Origin of the sequence: Oribacterium sp. Sow4_G1_1 (assembly GCF_052116105.1) — a bacterium.
Taxonomy (GTDB): Bacteria; Bacillota; Clostridia; order Lachnospirales; family Lachnospiraceae; genus Oribacterium.
In genome coordinates this window covers 135,822-158,490 of the sequence record NZ_JBQKLS010000002.1, presented here as the reverse complement: position 1 = coordinate 158,490, position 22,669 = coordinate 135,822, and the positions used below count along the sequence as shown (strand labels likewise).

Sequence of the window (22,669 nt, the reverse complement as noted above, 5' to 3'; positions counted from 1 at the left end):
AATCCTTCGTCAAGCGCTACGCAAGGCTTTTAGCTTCGTTCGGCCAATGCCGTCGACCGGCACGCACTCACCGTCGCGCCAGCTTCTTCAGCTCCCGCGCGTTCGCGAGCACTGCGTCCGTGATCTGGCCACCCGCAAGCAGTCGCGCAAGCTCAAGAACGGATTCTTCTTCCGAGAGCGCATGGATCCTGGTATGTGTATGGCCGTCGGACACCGACTTCTCGATGCAGAAATGCTGATCGGCCTTCGCTGCGATCTGCGGCAGATGCGTGATCAGGATGACCTGGTGAAGCTGTGCAATCTTCCGGAGCTTCTCTGAGACTTTCTCTGCCGTCCGACCGGAGATACCGGTATCGATCTCGTCGAAGATCAGGGTCGGGATCTCATCGCTGTCGGCCAGCACAGTCTTGATGGACAGCATGATACGGCTGAGCTCACCACCGGACGCCACCTCACTGAGCGGTCGCAGCGGTTCACCTGGGTTCAGGCTCACGACAAAATGGGCCTCATCCATACCATTCGCCCCCGGCTCCTTCAGTGCGCTGAGCGGAAGCTCGAAGCGGATATCCAGGAAGCCCATCTCCGACAGCTCCTGACGAATGCGCTCACTCAGCTGCTTCGCGCCCTTTTCACGGGCCTTCGTGAGCTCTGCACAGCGTGCCCGAAGCACGGACTCCGCCTTTGCCACGGCCTTCTCGCAGCGTGATCGTGCCGCATCATAGTCCTCGAGCTCAGCGAGGCGCTGCTTCTTCGCCACGAGGGTGTCCTCCACCTTCGCGACAGTTCCGCCATACTTCATCATGATCGAGCGGATATAGTCGAGCCGCTCCGTCACCAGCTGGAAATCCTCTTCGTCGTACTCGTTGTCCTCCATATAGTGGTCGAGCGCACGCACGGTATCCTCGGAGATCGAGGAGAGGTCATACAGGCTGTCGCTGACGTTCTGAAGCGCGCTGTCGTACTGAAGCGCATCCTGCATCTCGTGGATCGCCGACGAGAAATCAACGCCGGCGAGGATTTCCCGCGTCCGTGCGACCGAACCGTAGATGCGCTGCGCATTCTGGTACTTCCGGTACTTCTGGGCGAGCTCTTCCTCCTCACCCTCGCGCAGTGCCGCCTTCTCGATATCGTCGATCTCAAACTGCAGGAAATCAAGCTCCCGCTGACGCTGCGCCTCATCCATGTCGAAGCCGGCGAGCTTCTCCCGGAGCGCCGTCCAGTCATGGTACTTCTCTGCGATCTCCGCACGCAGTGCCCCGGTCTCCTTCTGCTGGAAATCGTCGAGGATCTTCAGATGGTAGCCGTCCCGGAGGAGCGACTGATGCTCATGCTGCCCGTGGATGTCGATGAGGAGCTCTGTTACCTTCCGGAGCTTCGCGAGTGTCACGGTCTCATCATTGATCTTGATTTCCGAACGCGTAGCGGAGATCTTCCGGCGGATGATGAGCTGCCCGTCCTCCGGCTCGATGTCGAGCGCCCGCAGCTTCCCGACGAGTTCCTCGCTGAAATCACCGAAGACAAGCTCCACGAGTCCATACGGTTGTCCGCTGCGGATCATGTCCCGGCTGGCCTTCGAGCCCAGCGCAAGATTGATGGAGCCGATCAGGATCGACTTTCCGGCACCCGTCTCACCGGTCAGAATATTGAGCCCTGGCTCGAACTCCACCTCGGCGGAGTCGATCAGGGCGAGATCCTTTACATGAAGATGATATAACATATGCGTTTCCTCCGAAACTTCCGTTATATGTAGTAAGACCGGACGCCGTAGCGCCCAGTCTGCATGATTCTTCCACCTGCGTACGCTGCGGAGATTCTCTGTACCTGGATGCTCCGTCAGCTCTTCTCTCCGAGGAGTCCTCTGACCTTATGCATGATACGCTCCGCATCGTCACCATTTTTCGTTGCACACATGATGGTATCATCGCCGGCCAGCGTGCCGACGATTTCTTCGAAGCGGAAGTGATCGAGCGCCGCCGCGACCGCGTTCGCCATACCGGACATGGTGCGGATCACCAGCAGGTTTCCTGCCGTATCCATACTCATCAGCGCCTCGCGCAGTACACGGATATACTTATCAGCGTACGCCTGCTCCTCCGGCTCCAGCAGCTGGTAGTACTGTACGCCACCCGGTCCCGGGACCTTGCTTAGCTTGAGCTCCTTGATATCACGAGAAACGGTCGCCTGCGTCACCTTATAACCTTCCTGGTTCAGGATATCCGCCAGCTCCTCCTGCGTTGCGATACGTGTATGCTGCACGAGATCGATGATTTTCTGGTGTCTGGATTTCTTCATTTGTAAACCTCTTCATGGATGCTGCCGCTCCCGGCAGCGCTCGTATCACCGGTGTCCCCACGTCCCTCGGACGCACCCGTGGTCTTTCAGCCGGGCATCTTCGACGCCCGCGTACATCAGTCTTCGTCGTCCATCTTCTCGCGCAGGGTCTCCAGGAAGCTGGACGCGCGAAGCTTCACGAAGGTGGTCATCTCATTCGCACGCCGCACCTTCACGACGTCGCCCGGCTGCAGACGCACGATCCGCTCACCGTCGAAGGCCACGATTTCATTTTCCGATTCGATGCGCACCTCGATATGGCTGGTATCCGGCAGGATCACCGGTCGGCTGTTCGTCGAGTGGGCGCAGATCGGCGTCATGATGATGACCCTGGTCTCCGGTGCCGCGATCGGTCCGCCCGCCGACAGATTATAGGCCGTCGAGCCGGTCGGCGTCGCGAAAAGGATGCCATCCGCTGTATAGTGACTGAGCTCCTCGCCATCACAGAGCACCGTGAAGCGCAGCACGCTGATGCCCTCACAGCGTGAGATCAGGATCTCATTCAGCGCGGTTCCGCGGCGGATCACCTCGCCATTTCGACGCACACTGCCATGCAGCATGGCGCGCACATCGCGTGTATAGTCATGGGCGAGGAGCCGATCAAGCGCACCCGGGATCTGGTCCGCCTGCGAGACCTGGGTCAGATACCCCAGGTGGCCTGCATTGACCCCGAGCAGCGGTGTATCCTGTCCGCGCAGCACGCCCGCGAGACGAAGCATCGTGCCATCACCTCCGATGGAAATGATGGCGTCCGCATCCGAGAAGTCGTCCCGTGTATACTCACCGTACAGCGCCTTCACCTGCACATCCCGCACCTCGAGGTACTGCCGGATGCTCTCTGCATAGCGGCAGGAGTCCGGCTTTTTCGCATTTACTACCAGTGTGATATTCATGTCTCATCATCTCCCGAACCAGAGGATCCTCTATCCGCGCGCATCGCCCTCACTTGATGTCGAGCATCGCGTGGGATGCCTTTACGACCTCCACCGCACGCGCATGCAGCCACGCCGGTGCCGGGCTTTCCTCCCCCTCGGTCGGCCAATGCTTCGGATCCGCTGCATCGTCACCGCCGGCCGCGTTTTCTTCGTGCTCCGCTGCGTCCGGCTTCTCCACCGTCGCGTCGGAAACGGTCATATCATCGTTCTCCGTTGCGGTATCCGGCCGGAGCATCAGCTCTGCGAGGTACTCGATATTCCCCTCCGGTCCCTTGATCGGACTGAAGGTCAGCTCCTTCAGCATGAAGCCGAGGGCATAGGCGGCGGTGATGGTCTTCTCGATGACCTCGACATGGACCGCCTTATCACGGACCACGCCCTTCTTGCCGACCTGCTCTCTACCCGCTTCGAACTGCGGCTTGATGAGGCAGACGACCTGACAGTCCTCGGCGATCAGGGTCTTCACCACCGGCAGCACGAGCTGCAGACTGATAAAGCTGACATCGATAGACACGAGCCGTGCCTTCTCTCCGATATCCTCCGGCTTCACATAGCGGATGTTTGTCTTCTCCATGCAGACCACACGCGGATCGTTTCGGAGTTTCCAGTCGAGCTGGCCGTGGCCGACATCGATCGCGAAGACCCTGACCGCACCGTTCTGCAGCATGCAGTCGGTGAAGCCGCCAGTGCTGGCACCGATATCGAGGCAGACCTTGCCTTCACAGGATACGCCGAACTCGCGGATCGCCTTCTCGAGCTTCAGACCGCCACGGGAGACGTACGGAAGCACGTTACCGCGGACCTCGATCTCGGATTCCGGATCGAAGGTAGAGCCGGCCTTATCTTCCTTCTGGCCATCGACATACACGATGCCGGCCATAATGGTGCGCTTCGCTTTTTCTCTGGATTCTGCCAGTCCTCGATTGACCAGCAGCACGTCAAGTCGTTCTTTCTTCACTGATGACTCTTTCCGGGCTGTGTTCTGCCCTTTGTATTCTTCTACGCCCGGGTCGGCGATGCACATATTCTGGCGCATCTGTCCCCGTTCCGGCGCGTTTTCACTTCGTTTCGTCCGCCGGTTCAGCGCCCGCGGAGCTCTCTTCGTTCCGCTCGTCTGCATTGGCCGGATCCCCCGCCGGAATCACGCCCTCCTGGCGGAGCCGCTCGATGATCGAGTCGCTGTCGATGCCGAGGTAGGCGCGGAGCTTCGTCACATCGCCGTGCTCCACGTACTTGTCCGGGAGGGTGATCGTCACGACCTTCACCTCCGGATGATGCTCATGGATATACGCCTCGACCTGGATACCGAAGCCACCCTGCTTCACGTTCTCCTCGAGGGTCACGATCGTGGTATGGTTTTCTGCGAGACGATCCAGCATATCCGTATCGATCGGCTTCACGAAGCGCGCGTTCACGAGCGTCAGTTGATGGCCGTAGGATACGGCCTTTTCACGTATGTGATCCGCCGTGGAGACCATCGAACCGACGGCCACGAGGGCGATATCACTGCCCTGATAGAGAAGCTCGGCGCGGCCATGCTCGATCGGTGCCGCAAATTCACGAAGCCCCTGGTAAGCCGCACCACGCGGATAGCGGATGCTGATCGGCAGCGGATACTTCATCGCAAATGCCAGCATCGCTGTGAGCTCATCGGCGTTTTTCGGTGCCATCACCGTCATGTGCGGGATGTGCGTGAGATAGCTGTAGTCGAAGATCCCCTGGTGCGTCTCACCGTCGGAGCCCACGAGGCCGGCACGGTCGATGCAGAACACGACTGGCAGCTTCTGGAGGCAGACGTCATGCACGATCTGGTCGTAGGCACGCTGCAGGAAGCTCGAGTAGACCGCAAACACCGGCTTCAGGCCGTTGCTTGCCATACCGGCGGCACAGGTGACGGCGTGCTGCTCCGCGATGCCCACATCGAAGAAACGATCCGGGAATTCCTTTGCGAACGCACTGAGCCCGGTACCGTCCGGCATCGCAGCGGTGATGCCGACGATTTTTTTATTTTCGCGGGCGAGACGGCACAGCGTCTTCGAAAAAACAGAGGTGTAGCTCTCCTTCGATGGCGAGAGCGCCTTTCCGGTTTTCTGATCGAACGGAGAAACCCCGTGATAGTGCGCGGGATTCTGCTCTGCCGGTGCATAGCCCTTGCCCTTCGTGGTCAGGACGTGCACGAGCACCGCGTGGTCGATCTTCTTCGCCTCCTCGATGGTCCGCTCCACCTCACGGATGTTGTGACCGTCGATCGGCCCGAGGTAGGTGATGCCCATATCCTCGAACAGCATGCCCGGAATGAGGAGCTGCTTGAGCGAGTTCTTCGCCCGCTGCACCCGCTTTACGAGCTGTGGTCCGACGCCCGGTACGCGCATCAGCGTACTGCCGACATCGATCTTCAGCTGATTATAGCCACGGTTCGAACGCAGTCCGTTCAGGTACTTCGACATACCGCCGACGTTTCGGGAGATCGACATCTTGTTGTCGTTCAGCACGATGATGAAGTTTTTCTTCATCTGGGCTGCGTTATTGAGTCCCTCATACGCGAGGCCACCGGTCAGCGCGCCATCGCCGATGACGGACACGACGGTATAGTGCTCGCCCTTGATATCGCGGGCCGCGGCGATGCCGAGCCCGGCGGAAATCGAGGTGGAGCTGTGGCCCGTACCGAAGCAGTCAAACGGACTCTCCGCCCGCTTCGGGAAGCCGCTCATGCCATGATACTGCCGGAGTCCGTCGAAGTTTTCCTTTCGACCGGACAGGATCTTATGAGTATAGGCCTGATGGCCTACATCCCACACGATCTTATCCTCTGGCAGATCAAGGGCCAGATACAGCCCGATGGTCAGCTCCACCACCCCGAGATTCGAGGCGAGGTGGCCTCCGTACTCGGAGGTTTTCTCTATGATAAATTGTCTGATTTCGGACGCGAGTTTTCTGAGCTGATGATCATTCAGTTTCTTCAGATCCTCCGGTCCATGTATATCATCCAGTAGCATACTTTTCACTTATCCCGGTGCACGTTTCGCCGCTGTCTCTGCTCCACGTTCCGGTACAGCGTCACGAGCATCCGCCTGCAGCGTCCTGCTGCCACGTCCGCCTGTGAACGCATTCTCCTTTTTACTTTTTCCGATGAATCAGCTCTTCGGTGAGTGCGATGAGGAACTGACGGGCGTCTTCATCGACCTCCAAAAGGCTCTTCAGTCCCTCGATGGCTTCCTCCGAGAGACGCTGCACCTCGGCCTGGGCCGCCTCGAGTCCGTGAATCGACACCCAGGTCGTCTTGTTGTTTTCCTCGTCCGAGTGGATCGGCTTCCCCAGCACCTCCTGTGTGCTCGTCTCGTCGAGGATATCATCCTCGATCTGAAAGGCCACACCGATGCTGCGGGCGATGCCTTCGAGCCGCCGAAGCTCCATCTGCGATGCACCTCCGAGAACCGCGCCCATCATCATGGCGGCCTCCAGCAGTGCCCCGGTCTTCAGCTCATACACAAACTGAAGCTGCGGCTCACTGAGCGGCTTTCCGGTCATCTCGACGTCGACGGTCTGACCGCCGAGCATGCCATCGACACCGGACTTTCCGGCGAGGATAGCCGTCGCCTTCAGTACGGCGTTGGCAAACTTCGAGGATTCATCCGGGCTGTCCACGCCACCGGTCACGGCCGCACGGGAAAGCTGGCGGAGATACACCTCCGTCACCCGCTGAAAAGCATAGAGGGAGAGTGCATCCCCTGCAAGGGTGCCCATGTCCTCGCCGAACCTATACCAGGTCGATTCCTGACCACGACGATACTGATCCCCGTCCATGCACGGAAGGTCATCATGGCAGAGCGAGAAGGTATGGATCATCTCGATCGCCCCCATGAAGGCCTCGACGATCGGCTTCATAAAGCGGTCCCAGCCGGCGTCCTTTCGGTCCTTGTAGAGCGCATAGCACTTCTTCACGAGGATCGGACGGATCCGCTTTCCGCCGGCGGTCACGGAATACTGCATCGCCTCCAGCACGGTCTTCTGCTGTCCCTCCACCTTCGGGAGCTGCGCGAGGACGATCGCGTCGACCTCCGCGACTGTCGTTTTCAGTTCAAGAGAGAAATCCTTCATCATCCAGCACCTTTACCTGTTTTTCGATTCGATCGATACTGTCATTTGCACTCCGGAGAAGCGTCACGCCCTTCTGATACATATCGAAGGTCTTCTCGAGACTCTCCTCACGGCTCATCTTCTCGACGAGCTCGTCAAGCTCTGCAAACACCTCCTGGAGAGGCTTCTGTTCCTTTTCTTTTTCTGCGGCGGCTGCCGCACTCTTTTTCACCGGCATAACTATCCTTTCCGAATTTACTTCGTCGTCGTGATCTGCTCCACCCGACTCCGGAAGCTTCCGTCCTGAAGCTGCGTCGTAATCAGCTCACCGATCGCCAGCTTTCCGACCGAGTCCACGCGATGTCCCTCGGCATCCTGCACATAGCCGTAGCCACTGCTCAGCTTCCGAAGCGGACTCACGCCCTCGAGCTTTTCGGTCCGGAGCGCAAGCCCATGACGGGCGCGGTCCAGTGTCTGCGTCATCCACATCGGCAGCGCATCGTAGCGGTGCAGCTGCTCCTTCGCGCCGTGCAGTCGCTGAAGCATCTGCTCCCGGAGGCCGCTGTAGCCCGCCAGCCGGTCCTTCGCCTGCTGCAGCTGTGTCTTCATCTCTGTGCGTAAGCCGTCATAGCGGCGTGCACGGTCCTTCGCGTCCTGCAGCTTCTCCCGCATCGCATCGCGGAGCTGCGTCTCGTACTGAAGGCTCCGCTTCTGGTACTCCTTCAGGATGCTGCCAGGGCTCAACTGGTTGAGCCGCAGCTTCTCCATCGCGAGCCGCTGACGCTCATCCTGTATGCGCTCGTTCATCACGCTCCCAAGGGTCGCATGCCAGCCTGCCATCTCCTCCATCAGCTTCTGATAGTCGAAGACCGCAAGCTCCGCGCCTGCACTCGGGGTCGGTGCACGGAGATCCGCGACATAATCTGCGATGGTCGTATCCGTTTCATGGCCGACCGCGCTGATGATCGGGGTATCCGCCTCGAAGATCGCCCGGGCCACGGGCTCTTCGTTAAACGCCCACAGGTCCTCGATGGAGCCACCGCCACGTCCGACGATCAGCACGTCGAGGCCCAGCTGGTCCAGTGTCCGTATCCCATGTACGATAGACGGAACCGCCCCCTCCCCCTGCACCAGTGCCGGGTAGAGGACGATCTCCACATATGGATTCCGTCGTTTCGAGATCTGGATGATATCGCGGACAGCTGCGCCGGTTTTCGCGGTCACGACACCGATCCGCTGCGCATACTTCGGGATCGGCTTCTTATACATCGGATCGAAGAGTCCCATCTCCTCGAGCTCCTTTTTCAGCTGCTCGAAACGGATGTAGAGATCTCCGATCCCATCCGCCATGAAGCGCTTCGCGTAGATCTGATAGCTGCCGCCACGCTCATAGACGCCGACACTGCCCGTACAGAGTACGCGCATGCCATTCTCCAATTTAAACGGAAGCCCCGCACGGTCACCGGCAAACATGATACCGGAGATCTGCGAAGCTGCGTCCTTCAGTGTAAAGTAAATATGCCCGGTCGGATGGTATTTCAGGTTTGAAATCTCACCCTGGATCGTGATATTTTTCAGTGCGAAATCCGATGAAAACATGTTTGCGATATATCGGTTCACCTGGGACACAGTATATGCACGACTGTCTTTATTCATAGGAATCCTTTATTCTTATCTGTTGCGGTTCACGATGATCTGAACGCCCTTACCGGCAGTCTTCTTCTCCGTGAGCTCACCCTGCTGCTTACGTGGTGCCTTCACGCTTCGCGTCGATACGCGGTCGCTGTTCACAAGACGTGCCAGGACACCATTGACGAAGGAGCCGGACTCGTCGCCACCATACTTCTTCGCGAGCTCGACCGCCTCGTTGATGGCTACCCTGTCCGGGACCGTCTCGTCATACTCGATCTCATAAAGTGCGAGACGAATCGCCGTCAGGTCGGTCTTCGTCATACGATCGGTCTTCCAGCCCTCGGCAGCGGAATCGATACGCGCATCCAGCTCCGGGAGCTTCGCGGTGATCTTCTCCACCTCCGCCTCCAGACGCTGCTGGTCCTCCTCGCTCAGATTCTCGATGTGCACGACGCCATCGCCATCCTCGTAATCCGGGGACTCGAAATAGCGTGCGAGCTGCTCCGGAATCTCCTGCCCAGGGTAGAACTGTGTGCAGAACAGGAGCTTAAACTTATGATCTCTTTCTTCTCGTTTATTCATGATTTCCTTACCTATACTTTATTTCAACTCACTCGTTCTCAGCATTGACCACACCGGCGATGCGGATGTTGACATCCAGCACACTGAGACCGGTCATGGACTCGATGGCCGAAGCGACCTTATCCTGTACGTTTCTCGATACATCCGGGATGGAGTAACCGTACCTTACGTTCAGGCTCAGCTTCACGGAAACGTGCCCATCCTCGATGCTGATGCTTACACCCTTACTGAGGTCGCGGATACCCATTCTGGAGATGATCTCGCCGGACCAGCCGCCATACATGGAATCGACACCCTTTACCTCGGTCGCTGCGATGCCTGCGATGATCGCGACGACCTCATCCGCGATGACGATCTGACCATGCTCATCCTTCTCATATACAACATGTGTTGCTCTCTCTTCATTCTGTTCCATATAGAACCTCCGTATGTACTGCACCCGGGCATAATCCGAGAATTAAGACTAAACTATGGGAACATGATACCACAAAACATGCATAAAACCAATGTAAAAACATATTTTATGCATCCTGTCAACTTATCTCGATTGTAGCAGTTTTATATGATTTTAAACAGTAATATGTGCCTTCAGCTTATCAAAGGTCTTCTCGCCGATCCGTTTCACGTTCATGATTTCTTCCGGAGCGGCGAAACCGCCGTGGGTTTCGCGGTAAGCGATGATGTTTTTGGCAGTGGAGGGGCCGACGCCGGGGAGTGCGTCGAGTTCTTCCAGAGTGGCGGTGTTCAGGTTCACGCGTTTGTCTTCAACCGGCACCACCGTTGGATCAGCGGCCGATTCCGTCTGCGTTACCATCATCGAAGCATCTGTTACGTTCACAGCAGTGCTCGGTATGATCTGCGTGATCTGGTTTGCATCAGGCAAAGTTTTTTCTGTCGATTCCACCTGGCTTTCCATCGGCGTTTCAATTTCCTGTAGGATGGTCTGGCATGTTTCATCGTCTGTCGTCTCCGGCTGTAGATAGCTCTCGATTTTGAACTTCGTTTCCTGTACTTCTTTATCTTGATTTCTATTTGTTTTCACTGTTGATTCGTCCACGTTCGTCATGATCGCTGCATTCGTCACCTGGCCACGCTCAACGGTCATATAATAGAGGCCGGCGATTGCCATAAGGATGATCATCACGGTCTGGCGGATTTTTGCCAGTTTTTCTTTTCGTTTATGCTGCTCTTTCGCAGTCAGCGGATAATTTCCCATCTCTGTTCCTTTCTGTTTTCCACATTTCAAAGACACGCTGTCCTCCTCCCACAACGTCCTTTCGTTAATCCCACTGTCTGGGCAATGTTGCCGAAATCTTCATGTTGCCGTCCCTCCGGCCCCCTGCCGGAACTGTTACAAACTTCTACATCTTCGTCGTTTGATCGTGCATATCCGCTATTGACATGACTTTCCTCTGTTTTATAATGGTGCTTGATTGCTAGGGGCGCTTATGCTGAGAGGATTCTTCATAGAACCAACCCTTCTCACCTGATCAGGTCAGTACCTGCGTAGGGAAGCATGACAGCATTTTTCTGCTGTCTATATTCTGCCCCTCCTGGCCAAGTCACGGATGATCCGTGCGATTCAAAGGAGGTTTTTTTATGTCAAAAAATGTCAAGGTTCTGGTTTACTGTGCGGTATGCATCGCACTTGCGACGGTCACCTCGATGATCAAGGTGTTTGAGTTCCCGACCGGTGGCTCCATCACCCTGTGCTCGATGCTCTTCGCGATGCTGCCTGGCTTCTTTTTCGGTCCGGCGATCGGCATCGCGGCGGGTGTAGCCTATGGTATCCTGCAGTTCATCATTGACCCATACGTACTGACACCGGTACAGGCGATCCTCGATTATGTGTTCGCCTTCGGTGCATTCGGTATTTCCGGTTTCTTCGCAAGCCATAAGAACGGTCTTCGCCTCGGCTACATCGCTGCCTGCATCGGAAGATACGTCTTCGCCTTTCTGAGCGGCTGGGTATTCTTCGGTGAGTATGCCTGGGAGGGCTGGAATCCGGCAGCCTACTCTGCGGTCTATAATCTCATCTACATCGGTGCAGAGACGGTCATCACCCTGATCATCCTTTCGATCCCGGTGATGTCCACTGCCATCCAGCGCACGAAGCGCAGTGCACTGCAGTGACACGATATCCTGTTCTGCTTATCCACCATCGGTTCACCCGACTTCATGCAGCGTAGAAATGCCTCTGCGGGATATCTTTAAAGACCTTTACACCGTACAAAGTACGGATCGACCGGCCGACGGATGTGCTGTTCTATCCAAGGCCTTTACGCCGTATATATAGTCCACGATAAAGAGTGTCGCATACCGCGGCGCTCTTTTTTCTTTGCAGTTTTATCCAGCCGAAGACGCAGCTTCTGCACGCATGGTGATGCCATGCGTGCATTATGAAGTTTTAAATTTTGAGAACCGGACAGAAGAAATCTGCCCGTGATCGACACCTATTTGTCAGATACACTGATTCTACACGAACCGCCGAAGAAATACAAGAAGCCATCAAAAATCGGCGCCTGTCCATGCTTTTAATAAATCTCAGATATGCATTCCGTCACAAAAAAACTCGCCCGAAGGCGAGTTTTTTTTATCACTCGGGGCCAGATCAGGCTTCTCCGACTGAAATCCTGCCAGCAATATCCTCTGCGGTCATGGTCGACAGTGCGTCGATGAGTGCGATGTGGTAGCTTCCACTGCCGCGTGGGGCCGTCTCCTCTGCGATTTCACCGACGATGCCCATAAATGCGGTAGCGACCACCGCCGCGTGGAAAACCTCTTCGCAGGATGCCACCGCCAGGAAGGCAGTGAGCAGCTCGGTCGCCATGCAGCCGGTGCCGGTCACACGCGACATACGCGGACTGCCATTCTTCACGAAGCAGAGTGCATCCCGTGAAGCGACGATGTCCTCCCGGCCGGATGCCACGAGGATCATCGGAAACGCAAGCGTACGGAGGTAGTTCTGCATCCCGTGTGCCAGTGCGTCCCTGGAAAGTGCCGGATGCGCTGCATCAACGACCGCATCCACGCCTGTGCCGGTGTCTGTACCGGCGAGGAGTGCGTGGATCTCCGAGTAGTTTCCGCGGATAGCCGTCGGCTGCAGCTCAGAGAGCATACGGTGGAGCGCTTCGCGTCGGAAGGTCGAGCCGGAGATCCCCACGGGATCGATGACCCGCGGGATGCCCTTTTCCCGCGCCGCCTGTCCGCTCAGGAACATCGCGTCGAGGTATTCTGTGGCACCGAGGTTCAGCTCCAGCGCCTGACTGCCACGGGTGATTTCCGCCGCCTCCCGCGGATCATGCGACATGACCGGGCGCGCACCGATCGCAAGCAGGGCGTTCGCGCAGTCGTTGACCGTCACATAATTCGTGATGGAGTGCACGAGGGGCGCGGTGCGCTGAATCGCGTCCATCCATGTATATATCTGATTTCTGAAGTTTTCGTCGATCATTCGTGGCTCCTCACTCTCGCCGACTGCTGGCTGTCACTCGGCCTGCCGGCTTTTCCGTCATCCGCCGTACTGCTTCCGAGGCCAATGTCTCCATCCGGCGCCGCCCGGAAAGGGCCGCACGACGGGTGTCCATGGCACGCTCACTTCAGCATTTCCTTCGCACGCTCGAGGAAGCCGGTCTGGCTCAGCGCTACGGTGATGATCACCGCGATCAGGGTACCGCCGCAGGTGCTCACCAGGAACGGAACGACGAAGGTGAAGACGGCCGCCTTCGTGTTGCCCATGATGAAGGCTGCGATCGGGTAGGACAGGATGCCACCGATGATGCCGGTGCCGAAGATCTCGCCGACATAGGCTGCCGGAAGCTTCCGAAGCTTCTTATAAAGATAGCCAGACAGGAAGGCACCGCACATGGAGCCCGGGAACGCAAGCAACGAGCCGAGGCCCATCAGATTTCGGATGACACTGGCGATGAACGCCGCTGCCACGCCGTAGGCCGGGCCGAGAAATACCGCGCACAGCACATTGACGAGGTGCTGTACCGGCGCACACTTCGAGCCGAAAACCGGCACAGAAAAGGTCGAGCCAACCACCGCGATGGCGGCAAATACAGCCGCGAGGGCCAGCTTCTTCGTGTTTACACTTGTGGTTGCTACGCTTGCCGCAGCAGAATTTTCGTTACGCATCATGAATCTCCTTTTACAATCTAAGCATCGCCGAAGGAAGGTTCACCTCACCGCCTTACGAGGCCGTGTTCTTAACTGCCTGAGATCTGACCGCCTGCAGCCGGACCTCCACCGAGGTCGTTTTGCTGCTTCGCGGGTCAGCGGCTCAGACAGATGCCGAATAATCGCCCTGGATCCTGAAGCCGTGGTCCATCGGACCGCTGCCCTTTCCGAGATTCAGCATCGCATTCAGTGCGCCGGAGATATAGTTCTTCGCGTACTGTACGGATGTTTCGAGATCATATCCCTTGGCCAGATTCGACGCGATCGCTGAGGACAGCGTGCAACCGGTTCCGTGCGTGTTCGAATTCTCGATTCGTCTGCCGTGGAACCAGGTCACCTGCTCTCCATGCACGAGCACATCATTCGCATCGTCCAGGCTGTGGCCGCCCTTCGTAAGCACGGCACAGCCGAACGCTGCGTGGATCCGCTTCGCCGCTTCCACCATATCCGCGGAACTGCGAATCGTCATCCCGGACAGCACCTCACTCTCCGGAATGTTCGGTGTGATCACCGTCGCAAGCGGCAGCAGCTTCGACTTCAGTGTATCGACCGCGTCGTCACTGATCAGCTTCGCCCCGCTGGTGGCGATCATCACCGGGTCCACCACGATGTTTCTGGCCTTGTAGAATGTGAGTCTTTCTGCGATTACCTCGATGAGGCTACCAGAGGAAACCATTCCCGTTTTCACTGCATCCGGATAGATATCCGTAAAAATCATATCGAGCTGATCCTTCAGGAAATCAGGCGTCGACTCCATGATACTCTTTACACCGGTCGTATTCTGGGCAGTCAATGCCGTAATCGCGCTCATCGCATACACATGATTTGCGAGCATTGTCTTGATATCTGCCTGGATGCCGGCGCCTCCACAGGAGTCACTTCCTGCGATTGTTAATGCTGTATACATAGTACTCCTCCACACGCATTAATTTTGTATAGCGACCTGAGGTGGTGCCCCCAACCTGCCGCTGTGATGTATTTGAACGCTTAGCGCGGTCAAACCGTTAAAAGTGTCCGTCGGAACGTCTGCCACTGTCCATGCAGAGATCAGACATTCTTCCAGTCAGAAAGCGAAACCGCTGCTCTTCTGTCGGACGCCTCGTCACCGGTCGGTGACGATGTCATCTGCGATCGCCCGCAGCGTCCGCGCCGCTTCTGTGATGTCCGCTGCACCGAAGAGACTGCTGACGACGGCGAGTCCCGCAGCGCCATGGGCTTTCAGGGCGCCTGCATTGGCCGCACTGATCCCGCCGATGGCCACGACCGGAATCTGAACCGACGCTGTGATGGCCCGGAAGGTCTCGAGCGGCATCGTCTTCGCATCGAGCTTCGTGCTCGTGCCGAACACCGCGCCGGAGCCGAGGTAATCCGCGCCGGCCGCTTCCGCTGCCTGCGCCTCCGCCACCGTCCGCGCGGTTACGCCGATGATCTTCGCCGGACCGAGGCGACGACGGGCTTCCGCCGCCGGCAGATCACTCTGCCCGACATGCACGCCGTCGGCGTCCAGCTTCTGCGCGAGGTCGACATCGTTGTTCATGATGAACGGTACCCCATGCTTCCGGCAGACCGCCTGTACGGCCCGCGCGTCCTGCTCGAGCCGCGCGCCCGTAAGTTCCTTTTCACGGAACTGCACCATGGTCGCACCACCGAGGATCGCCTGCTCGACAGCCATGGTCAGTGCCTCTGTTTCGGAGGTCGAAGACTGCTTCAGGCAGTGCCGATCGGTGATCGCATATAATCGAAGTAAATCTCTATTCATAATTGTGTTTCTTTCAAATCACAAACAAAAAAGGCTGCCCGATCGGACAGCCTGGAATACGCGTGCAAAAAGCCCATCTCCCTACGTTGGCATGATCCAAATCAGGTTTCCAGGGTCCGGAACGCACAGTTCCCATCTCAGCCGGTTCTGACCGACACCCCCGTGTACTTTTATTAAACTTCGTCATTATAGCACGGGACAGGACGCTCAGCAAGGGCCCGACGGGCGGCAACATATGCCATACGGAGAGATCGTGTAAAATCAAGCCGGGGCCCCTTGCTGAATCACAGGGTTTTCTTTTGCGAAAAAATCGAGTATTATGACATCGAAGAATCACGAGAAAGAAGGAACATACGATGACATCAGGGGAGACGACGATTCGGACATATCTGGAGCGATTAGGTGCGCGGGAATCCGTGCCGGGCGGTGGAGGCGCGAGTGCGCTGGCCGGTGCCTATGGTGTAAGCCTCGGCATGATGGTCTGTGCATTCACCATCGGGAAGAAAACATATGCGGAGGTTGAGCCGCGCATCCGGGACATCGAGGCGCGGCTCGCGAAGCTGCGTGAGGCCTTCCTGGCGCTCTCCGACGAGGATGAGAAGGTGTTCCTGCCGCTCAGTCAGGCCTATGGCCTCCCGGACAGTACGCCGGAGGAGAAGGACTTCAAGGAGACGACCCTGGAAACCTGCCTGAGCACCGCATCCATGACACCGATCAAGGTGATGGAGCGGGTCTGTGAAGCGCTCGACTATCTCGGCGAGCTGGAGGCGCATGGCTCGAAGCTCATGCAGAGTGACGTCGGTGTGGCCGCTGCTTATCTCGGCACCGCCCTCGAGGGCGCGGTGATGAATGTCTACATCAACACGAAGATGATGAAGAATCAGAACCGTATGATCGAGCTCAATGAATACGCCCGAAAGCTGCTCATGGATGGCCGCGCGAAGAGTCGTCTGATCTACGAGGCGGTCGAGGATAAGGTGAAGCCGCAGTACGATCCGGAGCTGGACCGCATCGACCGGAACAAGGTGGACTTCTCGTAAGAGAGATGGCCCGGAGCCCTGCAGGCTGTTTCATAGCAGACAGCTGCATGCCCCGCGTAGAAGTCCCGAGCTACTCTATAGAAGAAAATCAAACAGATAAAACGAGAGAAAGTGTGAATATATGCAGGAATTAAGAGGAAAAATCATCGCAGATCAGATCAAGGGCGAGTGCCTGGACTTCGTCGGACAATACAACGGCATCCTGCCGGCGCTGGCGATTCTACGTGTCGGCCACAAGGAGGCCGATCTCAGCTATGAGCGCAGCATCAAGAAGCGCTTCATGGATTTCGGCCTGGAGGCGAAGGACTATGAGCTTCCGGAAAACGTATCGAACGAAGAGTTTCAGCAGGTCTTCGACTTCATCAACCAGGATCCGGAGATCCACGGCATTCTCGTGATGCGTCCGCTCCCGAAGCAGATCGACGAGGCAGCGATGCTTCGCAAGATGAATCCGCTGAAGGATCTCGACGGTATCACCGACACAAACGTCGCCGGCGTCATGCGTGGCGATGCGGATGCCTTCGCACCATGTACGGCCCAGGCCGTCGTGGAGATCCTGAAGGGCCATCAGATCGAGATGGCCGGCAAGGAGGTCTGCATCATCGGCCGCTCCATGGTGGTCGGGAAGCCGCTCAGCATGCTGCTGCTCCAGGAGAATGCGACTGTGACCGTCTGCCACAGTAAGACCGAAGACCTGAAGGCCGTGACCAGCCGTGCGGATATTCTGGTAGCGGCCATCGGTAAGGCGAAGTTCATCAGCAGCGGCTATGTGAAGGAGGATGCAACCGTCATCGACGTCGGTATCAATGTCGACGAGGCCGGCAATCTCTGCGGCGACTGTGACTGGGATCAGATCATCCTGAAGGCCGGAGCCGCTACCCCGGTACCAGGTGGTGTCGGCACCGTCACTACTGCTGTCCTTGCGAAGCACCTCGTCCAGGCCGCGAAGCTTCAGATGAAGCTCGCACCGATCGACGACAGCGCAGATGAATACCTCTCCTGATGCTATACAGGACACGATTTCCGTAGACACGTTGCATGATTCGAACCGAATTCATGCCTGCAATACCAAAAATAAACCCCGGCGGACTGCTCCGCCGGGGCTTTCTATTCCTATCTTCTTCGATATGCCATTTCGATCGTCGATGCCTCATGCCAGCTCTGCCAGCACGGCTTCCAGTTTTTCCTTCATCGCGTCGATGTGCTCATGCTCGATGACGAGTGGCGGCACGAAACGAATCGTGTTGTGCTCCGCCGCGATCAGGATGACCTGCTGCTCGAGCAGCATCTTCCGGACGATCTCCCCAGCCGGTACGGATGGGGAGAACTCGAGGCCCTGAATCAGGCCCATGCCACGGTGATCCTTCACCATCTCCGGGAAAGCGGCCTTCACTTCATCGAGGGCCTTCCAGAGGTACGCACCCTGTGCCTTCGCGTGGCCCGGGATATCTGCTTCCTTGAAGACATCCAGCACTGCGGATGCCGCGGCGCAGACAAACGGATTTCCACCGTAGGTGGAGCCGTGGTCACCCGGCTGCATCGCATGCGCAGCCTCGCCACAGGCGAGGAAGGCACCGATCGGCACGCCGTTTCCGAGGGCCTTCGCCACCGTCAGGACATCCGGCTTCACGCCGTAGGCCTGCCATGCAAACATGGCGCCGGAGCGGCCCATGCCACACTGGATCTCATCGAGGATCAGCAGCAGATCATGCTCATCGCAGAGCTGCCGTACGCCCCGGAGAAAGTCCTCCGTCGCCGGATAGATACCGCCCTCACCCTGGATCGTCTCCATGATGATCGCACCGGTGTTTTCATTGATCTGCGCCTTTACGGAATCGAGATCGTTGAAGGTTGCGAAGCGCACACCTCCGATCAGCGGCTCAAACGGCGCACGGTAGTGATCCTTGCCGGTCACGCTGAGCGCGCCCATGGAACGACCGTGGAAGGAGCCCTGCATCGCGATGATCTCGCAGCCGGCCCGGCCCTTATTATAGTGGTAGCGACGCGCGATCTTCAGCGCGCCCTCGATCGCCTCGGTACCGGAGTTCGTGAAGAACACACGGTCCATTCCGCTCGCCGCAAGCAGCTTCTCCGCCGCCTCGATGGACGGCTCATTGTAGAAGAGATTCGACGTGTGCAGCAGCCCCCGGTCGATCTGCTCCTTCATCGCCTGGTCCACCAGCGTGTTGCCATAGCCGAGCCCTGCCACCGCGATGCCCGCACCGAAATCGAGGTACGCATGTCCGCCCGCATCGTAGAGCTCGACGCCCTTCGCGTGATCAAACGCTACCGGAAAACGATTGTAGGTCTTATACAGTACCTGCTCGCCCTCCGTTACGAGGCGGTCATTCACGATATTTCCCTTCACGATGGAATCATCCATAAATTTCATTTTTTTCACCCCTCATCTGTCTATCCGCCGCATGTTTCGGCCAATGCACTCTCACAGCACCCGCCCGCACGGGCACTTCCGCCACGATGCGCAGCGCCTCTTCCCTGAAATTTTCAGAACCACGCGTCGATCGACTTCTCGATCATCGTGCCGATGCCCTGGTTCGTGAATATCTCGAGGAGCAGACAGTGCGGCACACGTCCGTCGAGGATATGCACACGGTTTACACCCTTCTTCATCGCATCGATGCAGTTCTGGATCTTCGGCAGCATGCCGCCGACCAGCTCACCGGCATCCATCATCTCCTGTGCCTGCTCGATGGAAAGCGTCGTGATGAGGGAGCTCTTATCGTTGAAATCCTTATATACACCCTCGACATCCGTAAGGAAGGCGAGCTTTTCGGCGTGCATCGCTGCCGCGATCGCGCAGGCCGCGTCATCCGCGTTGATGTTGTAGCTCTGGCCACGCTCATCGAAACCGATCGGACAGATCACCGGGATGAAGCCGTCGCTCAGAAGATCATCGATGATGGTGGTATCCACACCGACGATGTCGCCGACGAAGCCGATATCCTCTCCCTTTGAGTACTTCTTCACGCACTTCAGGAGATTTCCATCCTTACCGGAGATACCGACGGCCTTGCCACCGAGGTTGTTGATGAGCTGCACCAGGGACTTGTTGACCTTGTTCAGCACCATCTCGGCGATCTCCATGGTATCCTCATCCGTCACGCGGAGTCCGTTCACGAAGTGCGGCTCCATGCCGACCCTGCTGATCCACTTCGAGATTTCCTTGCCGCCGCCATGAACGATGATCGGCTTCAGGCCGACCAGTTTCAGGATCGCTACATCCTGCATGACATGCTTCTTCAGATTCTCATCCGTCATCGCGGATCCGCCGTACTTTACGACGACGACCTTATCCTGAAATTTCTGAATATATGGCAGTGCCTCGACAAGGGTCGCCGCCTTATCCATGATCCTGTTCTCGATTTCCATGTCAGCTCCTATAATCCGCGTTGATGTTTACGTACTCGTGGGTGAGGTCACAGCCCCAGGCCGTGGCCTCCTCTGTGCCCTCGTGCATCTCGATGAGCGCGGTGACCTCCTGGTAGCCGAGGATCTCGGATGCGTAATCCTCATCGAAATCGACCGGTACTCCCTGGTGGAAGACCTCGATCTTTCCGATGTCGTTGACGAAATACAGGTTCACCTTATTCGGATCGAAGCTCGCGCCACTGTAGCCCATCGCGCAGAGCACACGGCCCCAGTTCGCGTCGCGACCATAGATCGCCGCCTTCGTGAGCGTCGAGGAAACGACAGAACGTGCGATTGTCCGGGCCTCCTGCTTGTCCTTTGCCTGGGTGACATGAACCGTGAAGAGGTGGGATGCACCCTCCCCATCGGCCGCCATCTCACGTGCCAGGGTCTTCGACACCTGGAGGAGCGCGGTCTTGAAGGTCTCATAGTCCTCGCCCTCCGTATCGATGATCGGATTCTCCGCAGCACCGTTTGCGAGGATCACGCAGGTATCATTCGTCGAGGTATCGCCATCGACGGAGATCATGTTGAAGGTATCAACGACGTTCTCGCTGAGGGCCTTCTGCAGCAGCTCCTTCGTGATCGAGAGATCGGTCGTCAGGAAGCAGATCATCGTGCACATCTGCGGATGGATCATGCCGGAGCCCTTCGTCATACCGCCGAGGTGGACCTTCTTCCCGCCGATCGTGAATTCGAGTGCGAACTCCTTATTCGTCGTATCGGTCGTCATGATGGCCTTGCTGGCTGCGGTAGCGGCTGCCTCACTCGCCTCGAGCTTCGGTACCATCTCGGAAATCGCATTCTTCATCTTTTCGATCGGAAGCTGCAGACCGATGATACCGGTGGATGCCAGCAGCACGGAATCCGCAGAAATTACCTGACCGAAGGCCTCCGCGGTCGCGTCGGCCTCCTCCTTGCAGATATCCAGTCCCAGCTGACCGGTGCAGGCATTGGCGATACCAGAGTTGATGACGGCGGCATGGACCGGACGGCCACTGTCGACCAGTTCACGATCCCAGAGGACCGGTGCCGCCTTCACCACGTTGCTCGTGAAGGTACCGGCCACGACGCATGGCTTCTCGGAAAAAATCATCGCCATATCATCCCGACGCTTCGACTTGATCTTCGCAGCGGTCGCCGCTGCCATAAACCCCTCGGCAGCACAGATGCCACCCTTGACTGCTATCATTCCCATGACTACTCCCTTTTCATATCTGTTTTATGTCCATCGGTATTATGCGCGGACAGGTGATGGATGTCCTTCCGTCATCAGGTCAATGCTTCCGGAATCTCATCCTCACCTGTCCACCGAATGGATGATTACTTGTTATTTGTAAGATTCTGTACCTCGAGCAGCTTCATCGCACGTACCTTCTCTGGAAGACCGAAGAGGGTGATGAAGCCGGAGGCATCGTGGTGATCATACATGCTGCCCGTCGTGAAGGACGCCAGTGACTCGTTGTAGAGTGAGTACGGTGAGGTCGTGCCGGCCTTGATGATGTTGCCCTTGTACAGCTTCATCTTCGTCGTACCAGTCACATACTTCTGAGTGCTCTGGACGAAGGCCTCGAGTGCCTCACGAAGCGGATCGAACCACTTGCCCTCGTAGACGACCTGCGAGAACTTCACATCCACCATGTTCTTGAACTCCATGGTCTGACGGTCGAGGATCAGCTCCTCGATCTGCTTGTGTGCCTCCATGAGGATCGTAAGACCCGGGGTCTCATAGACGCCACGGCTCTTCATGCCGACGACACGGTTCTCGACGATGTCGATGATACCGATCCCGTTCTCACCACCGAGCTTGTTGAGCTCGAGGATGATCTCCTTCACGGTCATCTTCTGTCCATTCAGCTCGACCGGAACACCGTTCTCCCACTTGATCTCGACATCCGTATCATGATCCGGTGCCTTCTCCGGTGTCACCGACAGCATCAGCATATGATCGTAGTTCGGCTCCTGAGACGGATCCTCCAGCTCGAGGCCCTCATGCGAGATATGCACGAGGTTCCGGTCACGGCTGTAGGAATTATCCTCGGAGAAGGTGAGCGGGATGCCCTTCGACTTGATGTAGTTGTACTCATCCTCACGGGACTGGAAGGTCCAGATATCCGTCATACGCCACGGAGCGATGATATCAAGATCCGGGGCCAGTGCCTTGATGGCCAGCTCGAAACGAATCTGATCATTTCCCTTACCGGTTGCACCATGGCATATCGCCTTCGCGCCCTCCTTCCGTGCGATCTCGACCAGCTTCTTCGCGATCGCTGGACGCGCCATCGAGGTACCGAGCAGGTACTTGTTCTCGTAGGTCGCATTGGCCTCGAGACACGGAAGCACATAGTTGTCGCAGAAGTCGTCAGTGATATCCTCGATGTACAGCTTCGACGCACCCGAGATCTTCGCACGCTCTGCCAGACCATCCAGCTCGTTGCCCTGCCCTACATCGACACAGCAGCAGATCACCTCATAGCCGAAGGTCTCCTTCAGCCACGGCACGATACAGGTCGTATCGAGACCACCGGAATAAGCCAGAACGACCTTCTCACCCTGCGTGTTATTCTTTGGTACCAGATTACTCATAATCACTTCTCCTCTATAAAACGCCCCCGACGCATAAACGCATCCACGGAAGCACCCCTCATTTACGATGCCGTTATCATACGCCATCAAAAAACAGATTGCAAGCGCAAATTTGT

The 22,669-nt window shown here is 57.2% G+C and carries 22 protein-coding genes and 2 riboswitches; of the genes, 3 read left to right on the top strand and 19 right to left on the bottom strand.

The features are described from left to right. Positions 1-67: 67 nt before the first annotated feature. The 11 genes from recN to ACTQ52_RS02115 all read right to left on the bottom strand — a co-directional run bounded on the left by recN (position 68) and on the right by ACTQ52_RS02115 (position 10,773). Complete coding sequence (recN, locus tag ACTQ52_RS02165; protein WP_441981638.1) at positions 68-1,717, bottom strand: DNA repair protein RecN; 1,650 nt, start codon at positions 1,715-1,717, stop codon at positions 68-70. Between the two features lie 116 nt (positions 1,718-1,833). Continuing rightward, positions 1,834-2,292, bottom strand: a complete 459-nt coding sequence (argR, locus tag ACTQ52_RS02160; RefSeq protein ID WP_410042560.1) for an arginine repressor — start codon at positions 2,290-2,292, stop codon at positions 1,834-1,836. A gap of 116 nt (positions 2,293-2,408) precedes the next feature. Beyond that, the gene (locus ACTQ52_RS02155) at positions 2,409-3,224 is read right to left on the bottom strand and encodes an NAD(+)/NADH kinase (protein ID WP_441981637.1); all 816 of its coding nucleotides are present in this window, start codon (positions 3,222-3,224) and stop codon (positions 2,409-2,411) included. A 49-nt stretch (positions 3,225-3,273) separates the two neighbouring features. Continuing rightward, positions 3,274-4,224 (bottom strand): TlyA family RNA methyltransferase, encoded by a 951-nt coding sequence (locus ACTQ52_RS02150; RefSeq protein WP_410042558.1) that lies wholly within the window; start codon positions 4,222-4,224, stop codon positions 3,274-3,276. A gap of 100 nt (positions 4,225-4,324) precedes the next feature. Next, a complete protein-coding gene (gene dxs, locus ACTQ52_RS02145) occupies positions 4,325-6,262 on the bottom strand; it encodes a 1-deoxy-D-xylulose-5-phosphate synthase (protein WP_441981636.1) in 1,938 nt (645 codons plus the stop codon). A gap of 121 nt (positions 6,263-6,383) precedes the next feature. Continuing rightward, positions 6,384-7,367: a polyprenyl synthetase family protein gene (locus tag ACTQ52_RS02140; RefSeq protein ID WP_441981635.1), complete on the bottom strand. Its 984-nt coding sequence runs from the start codon at positions 7,365-7,367 to the stop codon at positions 6,384-6,386. Then, positions 7,345-7,581, bottom strand: coding sequence for an exodeoxyribonuclease VII small subunit (locus ACTQ52_RS02135; protein ID WP_410042555.1), 237 nt, complete (start codon positions 7,579-7,581; stop codon positions 7,345-7,347). Before ACTQ52_RS02135 ends, ACTQ52_RS02140 begins: the two co-directional genes overlap by 23 nt. Before the next feature lie 17 nt (positions 7,582-7,598). After that, positions 7,599-8,999 carry an exodeoxyribonuclease VII large subunit gene (gene xseA / locus ACTQ52_RS02130; RefSeq protein WP_441981634.1) on the bottom strand — a complete coding sequence of 467 codons (1,401 nt, stop codon included), beginning with the start codon at positions 8,997-8,999 and terminating at the stop codon, positions 7,599-7,601. 15 nt (positions 9,000-9,014) lie between these two features. Then, a complete protein-coding gene (gene nusB / locus ACTQ52_RS02125) occupies positions 9,015-9,557 on the bottom strand; it encodes a transcription antitermination factor NusB (protein WP_410042553.1) in 543 nt (180 codons plus the stop codon). A gap of 28 nt (positions 9,558-9,585) precedes the next feature. After that, on the bottom strand, positions 9,586-9,972 hold the full coding sequence (locus ACTQ52_RS02120; protein WP_410042552.1) for an Asp23/Gls24 family envelope stress response protein: 387 nt from the start codon (positions 9,970-9,972) through the stop codon (positions 9,586-9,588). 153 nt (positions 9,973-10,125) lie between these two features. Continuing rightward, on the bottom strand, positions 10,126-10,773 hold the full coding sequence (locus ACTQ52_RS02115; RefSeq protein ID WP_410042551.1) for a ComEA family DNA-binding protein: 648 nt from the start codon (positions 10,771-10,773) through the stop codon (positions 10,126-10,128). Between the two features lie 212 nt (positions 10,774-10,985). Further along, a riboswitch (TPP riboswitch) is annotated at positions 10,986-11,087 on the top strand. A gap of 69 nt (positions 11,088-11,156) precedes the next feature. Between ACTQ52_RS02115 and thiT the strand changes: the two genes are divergently transcribed. After that, positions 11,157-11,690, top strand: a complete 534-nt coding sequence (thiT, locus tag ACTQ52_RS02110; protein ID WP_441981633.1) for an energy-coupled thiamine transporter ThiT — start codon at positions 11,157-11,159, stop codon at positions 11,688-11,690. A 478-nt stretch (positions 11,691-12,168) separates the two neighbouring features. On the opposite strand, the gene thiM is transcribed toward thiT, so the two are convergent. The 4 genes from thiM to thiE form a co-directional block, all read right to left on the bottom strand. Then, entirely contained in the window at positions 12,169-13,011 is an 843-nt protein-coding gene (gene thiM / locus ACTQ52_RS02105) for a hydroxyethylthiazole kinase (protein WP_441981632.1), read from the bottom strand. A gap of 140 nt (positions 13,012-13,151) precedes the next feature. Further along, a complete protein-coding gene (thiW, locus tag ACTQ52_RS02100) occupies positions 13,152-13,700 on the bottom strand; it encodes an energy coupling factor transporter S component ThiW (protein WP_441981631.1) in 549 nt (182 codons plus the stop codon). Between the two features lie 142 nt (positions 13,701-13,842). Next, positions 13,843-14,646: a bifunctional hydroxymethylpyrimidine kinase/phosphomethylpyrimidine kinase gene (gene thiD, locus ACTQ52_RS02095; protein ID WP_441981630.1), complete on the bottom strand. Its 804-nt coding sequence runs from the start codon at positions 14,644-14,646 to the stop codon at positions 13,843-13,845. Positions 14,647-14,841: 195 nt separating this feature from the next. Next, a complete protein-coding gene (thiE, locus tag ACTQ52_RS02090; RefSeq protein ID WP_410042546.1) occupies positions 14,842-15,498 on the bottom strand; it encodes a thiamine phosphate synthase in 657 nt (218 codons plus the stop codon). 60 nt (positions 15,499-15,558) lie between these two features. After that, positions 15,559-15,670, bottom strand: a riboswitch (TPP riboswitch). A gap of 184 nt (positions 15,671-15,854) precedes the next feature. Between thiE and ACTQ52_RS02085 the strand changes: the two genes are divergently transcribed. Both ACTQ52_RS02085 and ACTQ52_RS02080 read left to right on the top strand, forming a co-directional pair. Further along, positions 15,855-16,538, top strand: coding sequence for a cyclodeaminase/cyclohydrolase family protein (locus tag ACTQ52_RS02085; protein ID WP_441226086.1), 684 nt, complete (start codon positions 15,855-15,857; stop codon positions 16,536-16,538). Between the two features lie 121 nt (positions 16,539-16,659). Next, on the top strand, positions 16,660-17,541 hold the full coding sequence (locus ACTQ52_RS02080; RefSeq protein ID WP_441981629.1) for a bifunctional 5,10-methylenetetrahydrofolate dehydrogenase/5,10-methenyltetrahydrofolate cyclohydrolase: 882 nt from the start codon (positions 16,660-16,662) through the stop codon (positions 17,539-17,541). A 147-nt stretch (positions 17,542-17,688) separates the two neighbouring features. Here ACTQ52_RS02080 and ACTQ52_RS02075 read toward each other — a convergent pair whose 3' ends face one another. The 4 genes from ACTQ52_RS02075 to ACTQ52_RS02060 form a co-directional block, all read right to left on the bottom strand. Then, on the bottom strand, positions 17,689-18,894 hold the full coding sequence (locus ACTQ52_RS02075) for an aspartate aminotransferase family protein (protein ID WP_441981733.1): 1,206 nt from the start codon (positions 18,892-18,894) through the stop codon (positions 17,689-17,691). A 149-nt stretch (positions 18,895-19,043) separates the two neighbouring features. After that, the gene (gene argB, locus ACTQ52_RS02070; protein ID WP_410042543.1) at positions 19,044-19,928 is read right to left on the bottom strand and encodes an acetylglutamate kinase; all 885 of its coding nucleotides are present in this window, start codon (positions 19,926-19,928) and stop codon (positions 19,044-19,046) included. Position 19,929: 1 nt separating this feature from the next. Then, positions 19,930-21,159 carry a bifunctional glutamate N-acetyltransferase/amino-acid acetyltransferase ArgJ gene (gene argJ / locus ACTQ52_RS02065; RefSeq protein WP_441981732.1) on the bottom strand — a complete coding sequence of 410 codons (1,230 nt, stop codon included), beginning with the start codon at positions 21,157-21,159 and terminating at the stop codon, positions 19,930-19,932. 131 nt (positions 21,160-21,290) lie between these two features. Further along, a complete protein-coding gene (locus ACTQ52_RS02060; RefSeq protein WP_410042542.1) occupies positions 21,291-22,553 on the bottom strand; it encodes an argininosuccinate synthase in 1,263 nt (420 codons plus the stop codon). Between the last annotated feature and the right edge of the window lie 116 nt (positions 22,554-22,669).

Excerpts from the sequence above, each read along its gene's own strand:
- recN (WP_441981638.1), bottom strand. The coding sequence starts at position 1,717 with ATGTTATATCATCTTCATGTAAAGGATCTCGCCCTGATCGACTCCGCC.
- argR (WP_410042560.1), bottom strand. The coding sequence starts at position 2,292 with ATGAAGAAATCCAGACACCAGAAAATCATCGATCTCGTGCAGCATACA.
- ACTQ52_RS02155 (WP_441981637.1), bottom strand. The coding sequence starts at position 3,224 with ATGAATATCACACTGGTAGTAAATGCGAAAAAGCCGGACTCCTGCCGC.
- dxs (WP_441981636.1), bottom strand. The coding sequence starts at position 6,262 with ATGCTACTGGATGATATACATGGACCGGAGGATCTGAAGAAACTGAAT.
- ACTQ52_RS02140 (WP_441981635.1), bottom strand. The coding sequence starts at position 7,367 with ATGATGAAGGATTTCTCTCTTGAACTGAAAACGACAGTCGCGGAGGTC.
- ACTQ52_RS02135 (WP_410042555.1), bottom strand. The coding sequence starts at position 7,581 with ATGCCGGTGAAAAAGAGTGCGGCAGCCGCCGCAGAAAAAGAAAAGGAA.
- xseA (WP_441981634.1), bottom strand. The coding sequence starts at position 8,999 with ATGAATAAAGACAGTCGTGCATATACTGTGTCCCAGGTGAACCGATAT.
- nusB (WP_410042553.1), bottom strand. The coding sequence starts at position 9,557 with ATGAATAAACGAGAAGAAAGAGATCATAAGTTTAAGCTCCTGTTCTGC.
- ACTQ52_RS02120 (WP_410042552.1), bottom strand. The coding sequence starts at position 9,972 with ATGGAACAGAATGAAGAGAGAGCAACACATGTTGTATATGAGAAGGAT.
- ACTQ52_RS02115 (WP_410042551.1), bottom strand. The coding sequence starts at position 10,773 with ATGGGAAATTATCCGCTGACTGCGAAAGAGCAGCATAAACGAAAAGAA.
- thiT (WP_441981633.1), top strand. The coding sequence starts at position 11,157 with ATGTCAAAAAATGTCAAGGTTCTGGTTTACTGTGCGGTATGCATCGCA.
- thiM (WP_441981632.1), bottom strand. The coding sequence starts at position 13,011 with ATGATCGACGAAAACTTCAGAAATCAGATATATACATGGATGGACGCG.
- thiW (WP_441981631.1), bottom strand. The coding sequence starts at position 13,700 with ATGATGCGTAACGAAAATTCTGCTGCGGCAAGCGTAGCAACCACAAGT.
- thiD (WP_441981630.1), bottom strand. The coding sequence starts at position 14,646 with ATGTATACAGCATTAACAATCGCAGGAAGTGACTCCTGTGGAGGCGCC.
- thiE (WP_410042546.1), bottom strand. The coding sequence starts at position 15,498 with ATGAATAGAGATTTACTTCGATTATATGCGATCACCGATCGGCACTGC.
- ACTQ52_RS02085 (WP_441226086.1), top strand. The coding sequence starts at position 15,855 with ATGACATCAGGGGAGACGACGATTCGGACATATCTGGAGCGATTAGGT.
- ACTQ52_RS02080 (WP_441981629.1), top strand. The coding sequence starts at position 16,660 with ATGCAGGAATTAAGAGGAAAAATCATCGCAGATCAGATCAAGGGCGAG.
- argB (WP_410042543.1), bottom strand. The coding sequence starts at position 19,928 with ATGGAAATCGAGAACAGGATCATGGATAAGGCGGCGACCCTTGTCGAG.
- argJ (WP_441981732.1), bottom strand. The coding sequence starts at position 21,159 with ATGATAGCAGTCAAGGGTGGCATCTGTGCTGCCGAGGGGTTTATGGCA.
- ACTQ52_RS02060 (WP_410042542.1), bottom strand. The coding sequence starts at position 22,553 with ATGAGTAATCTGGTACCAAAGAATAACACGCAGGGTGAGAAGGTCGTT.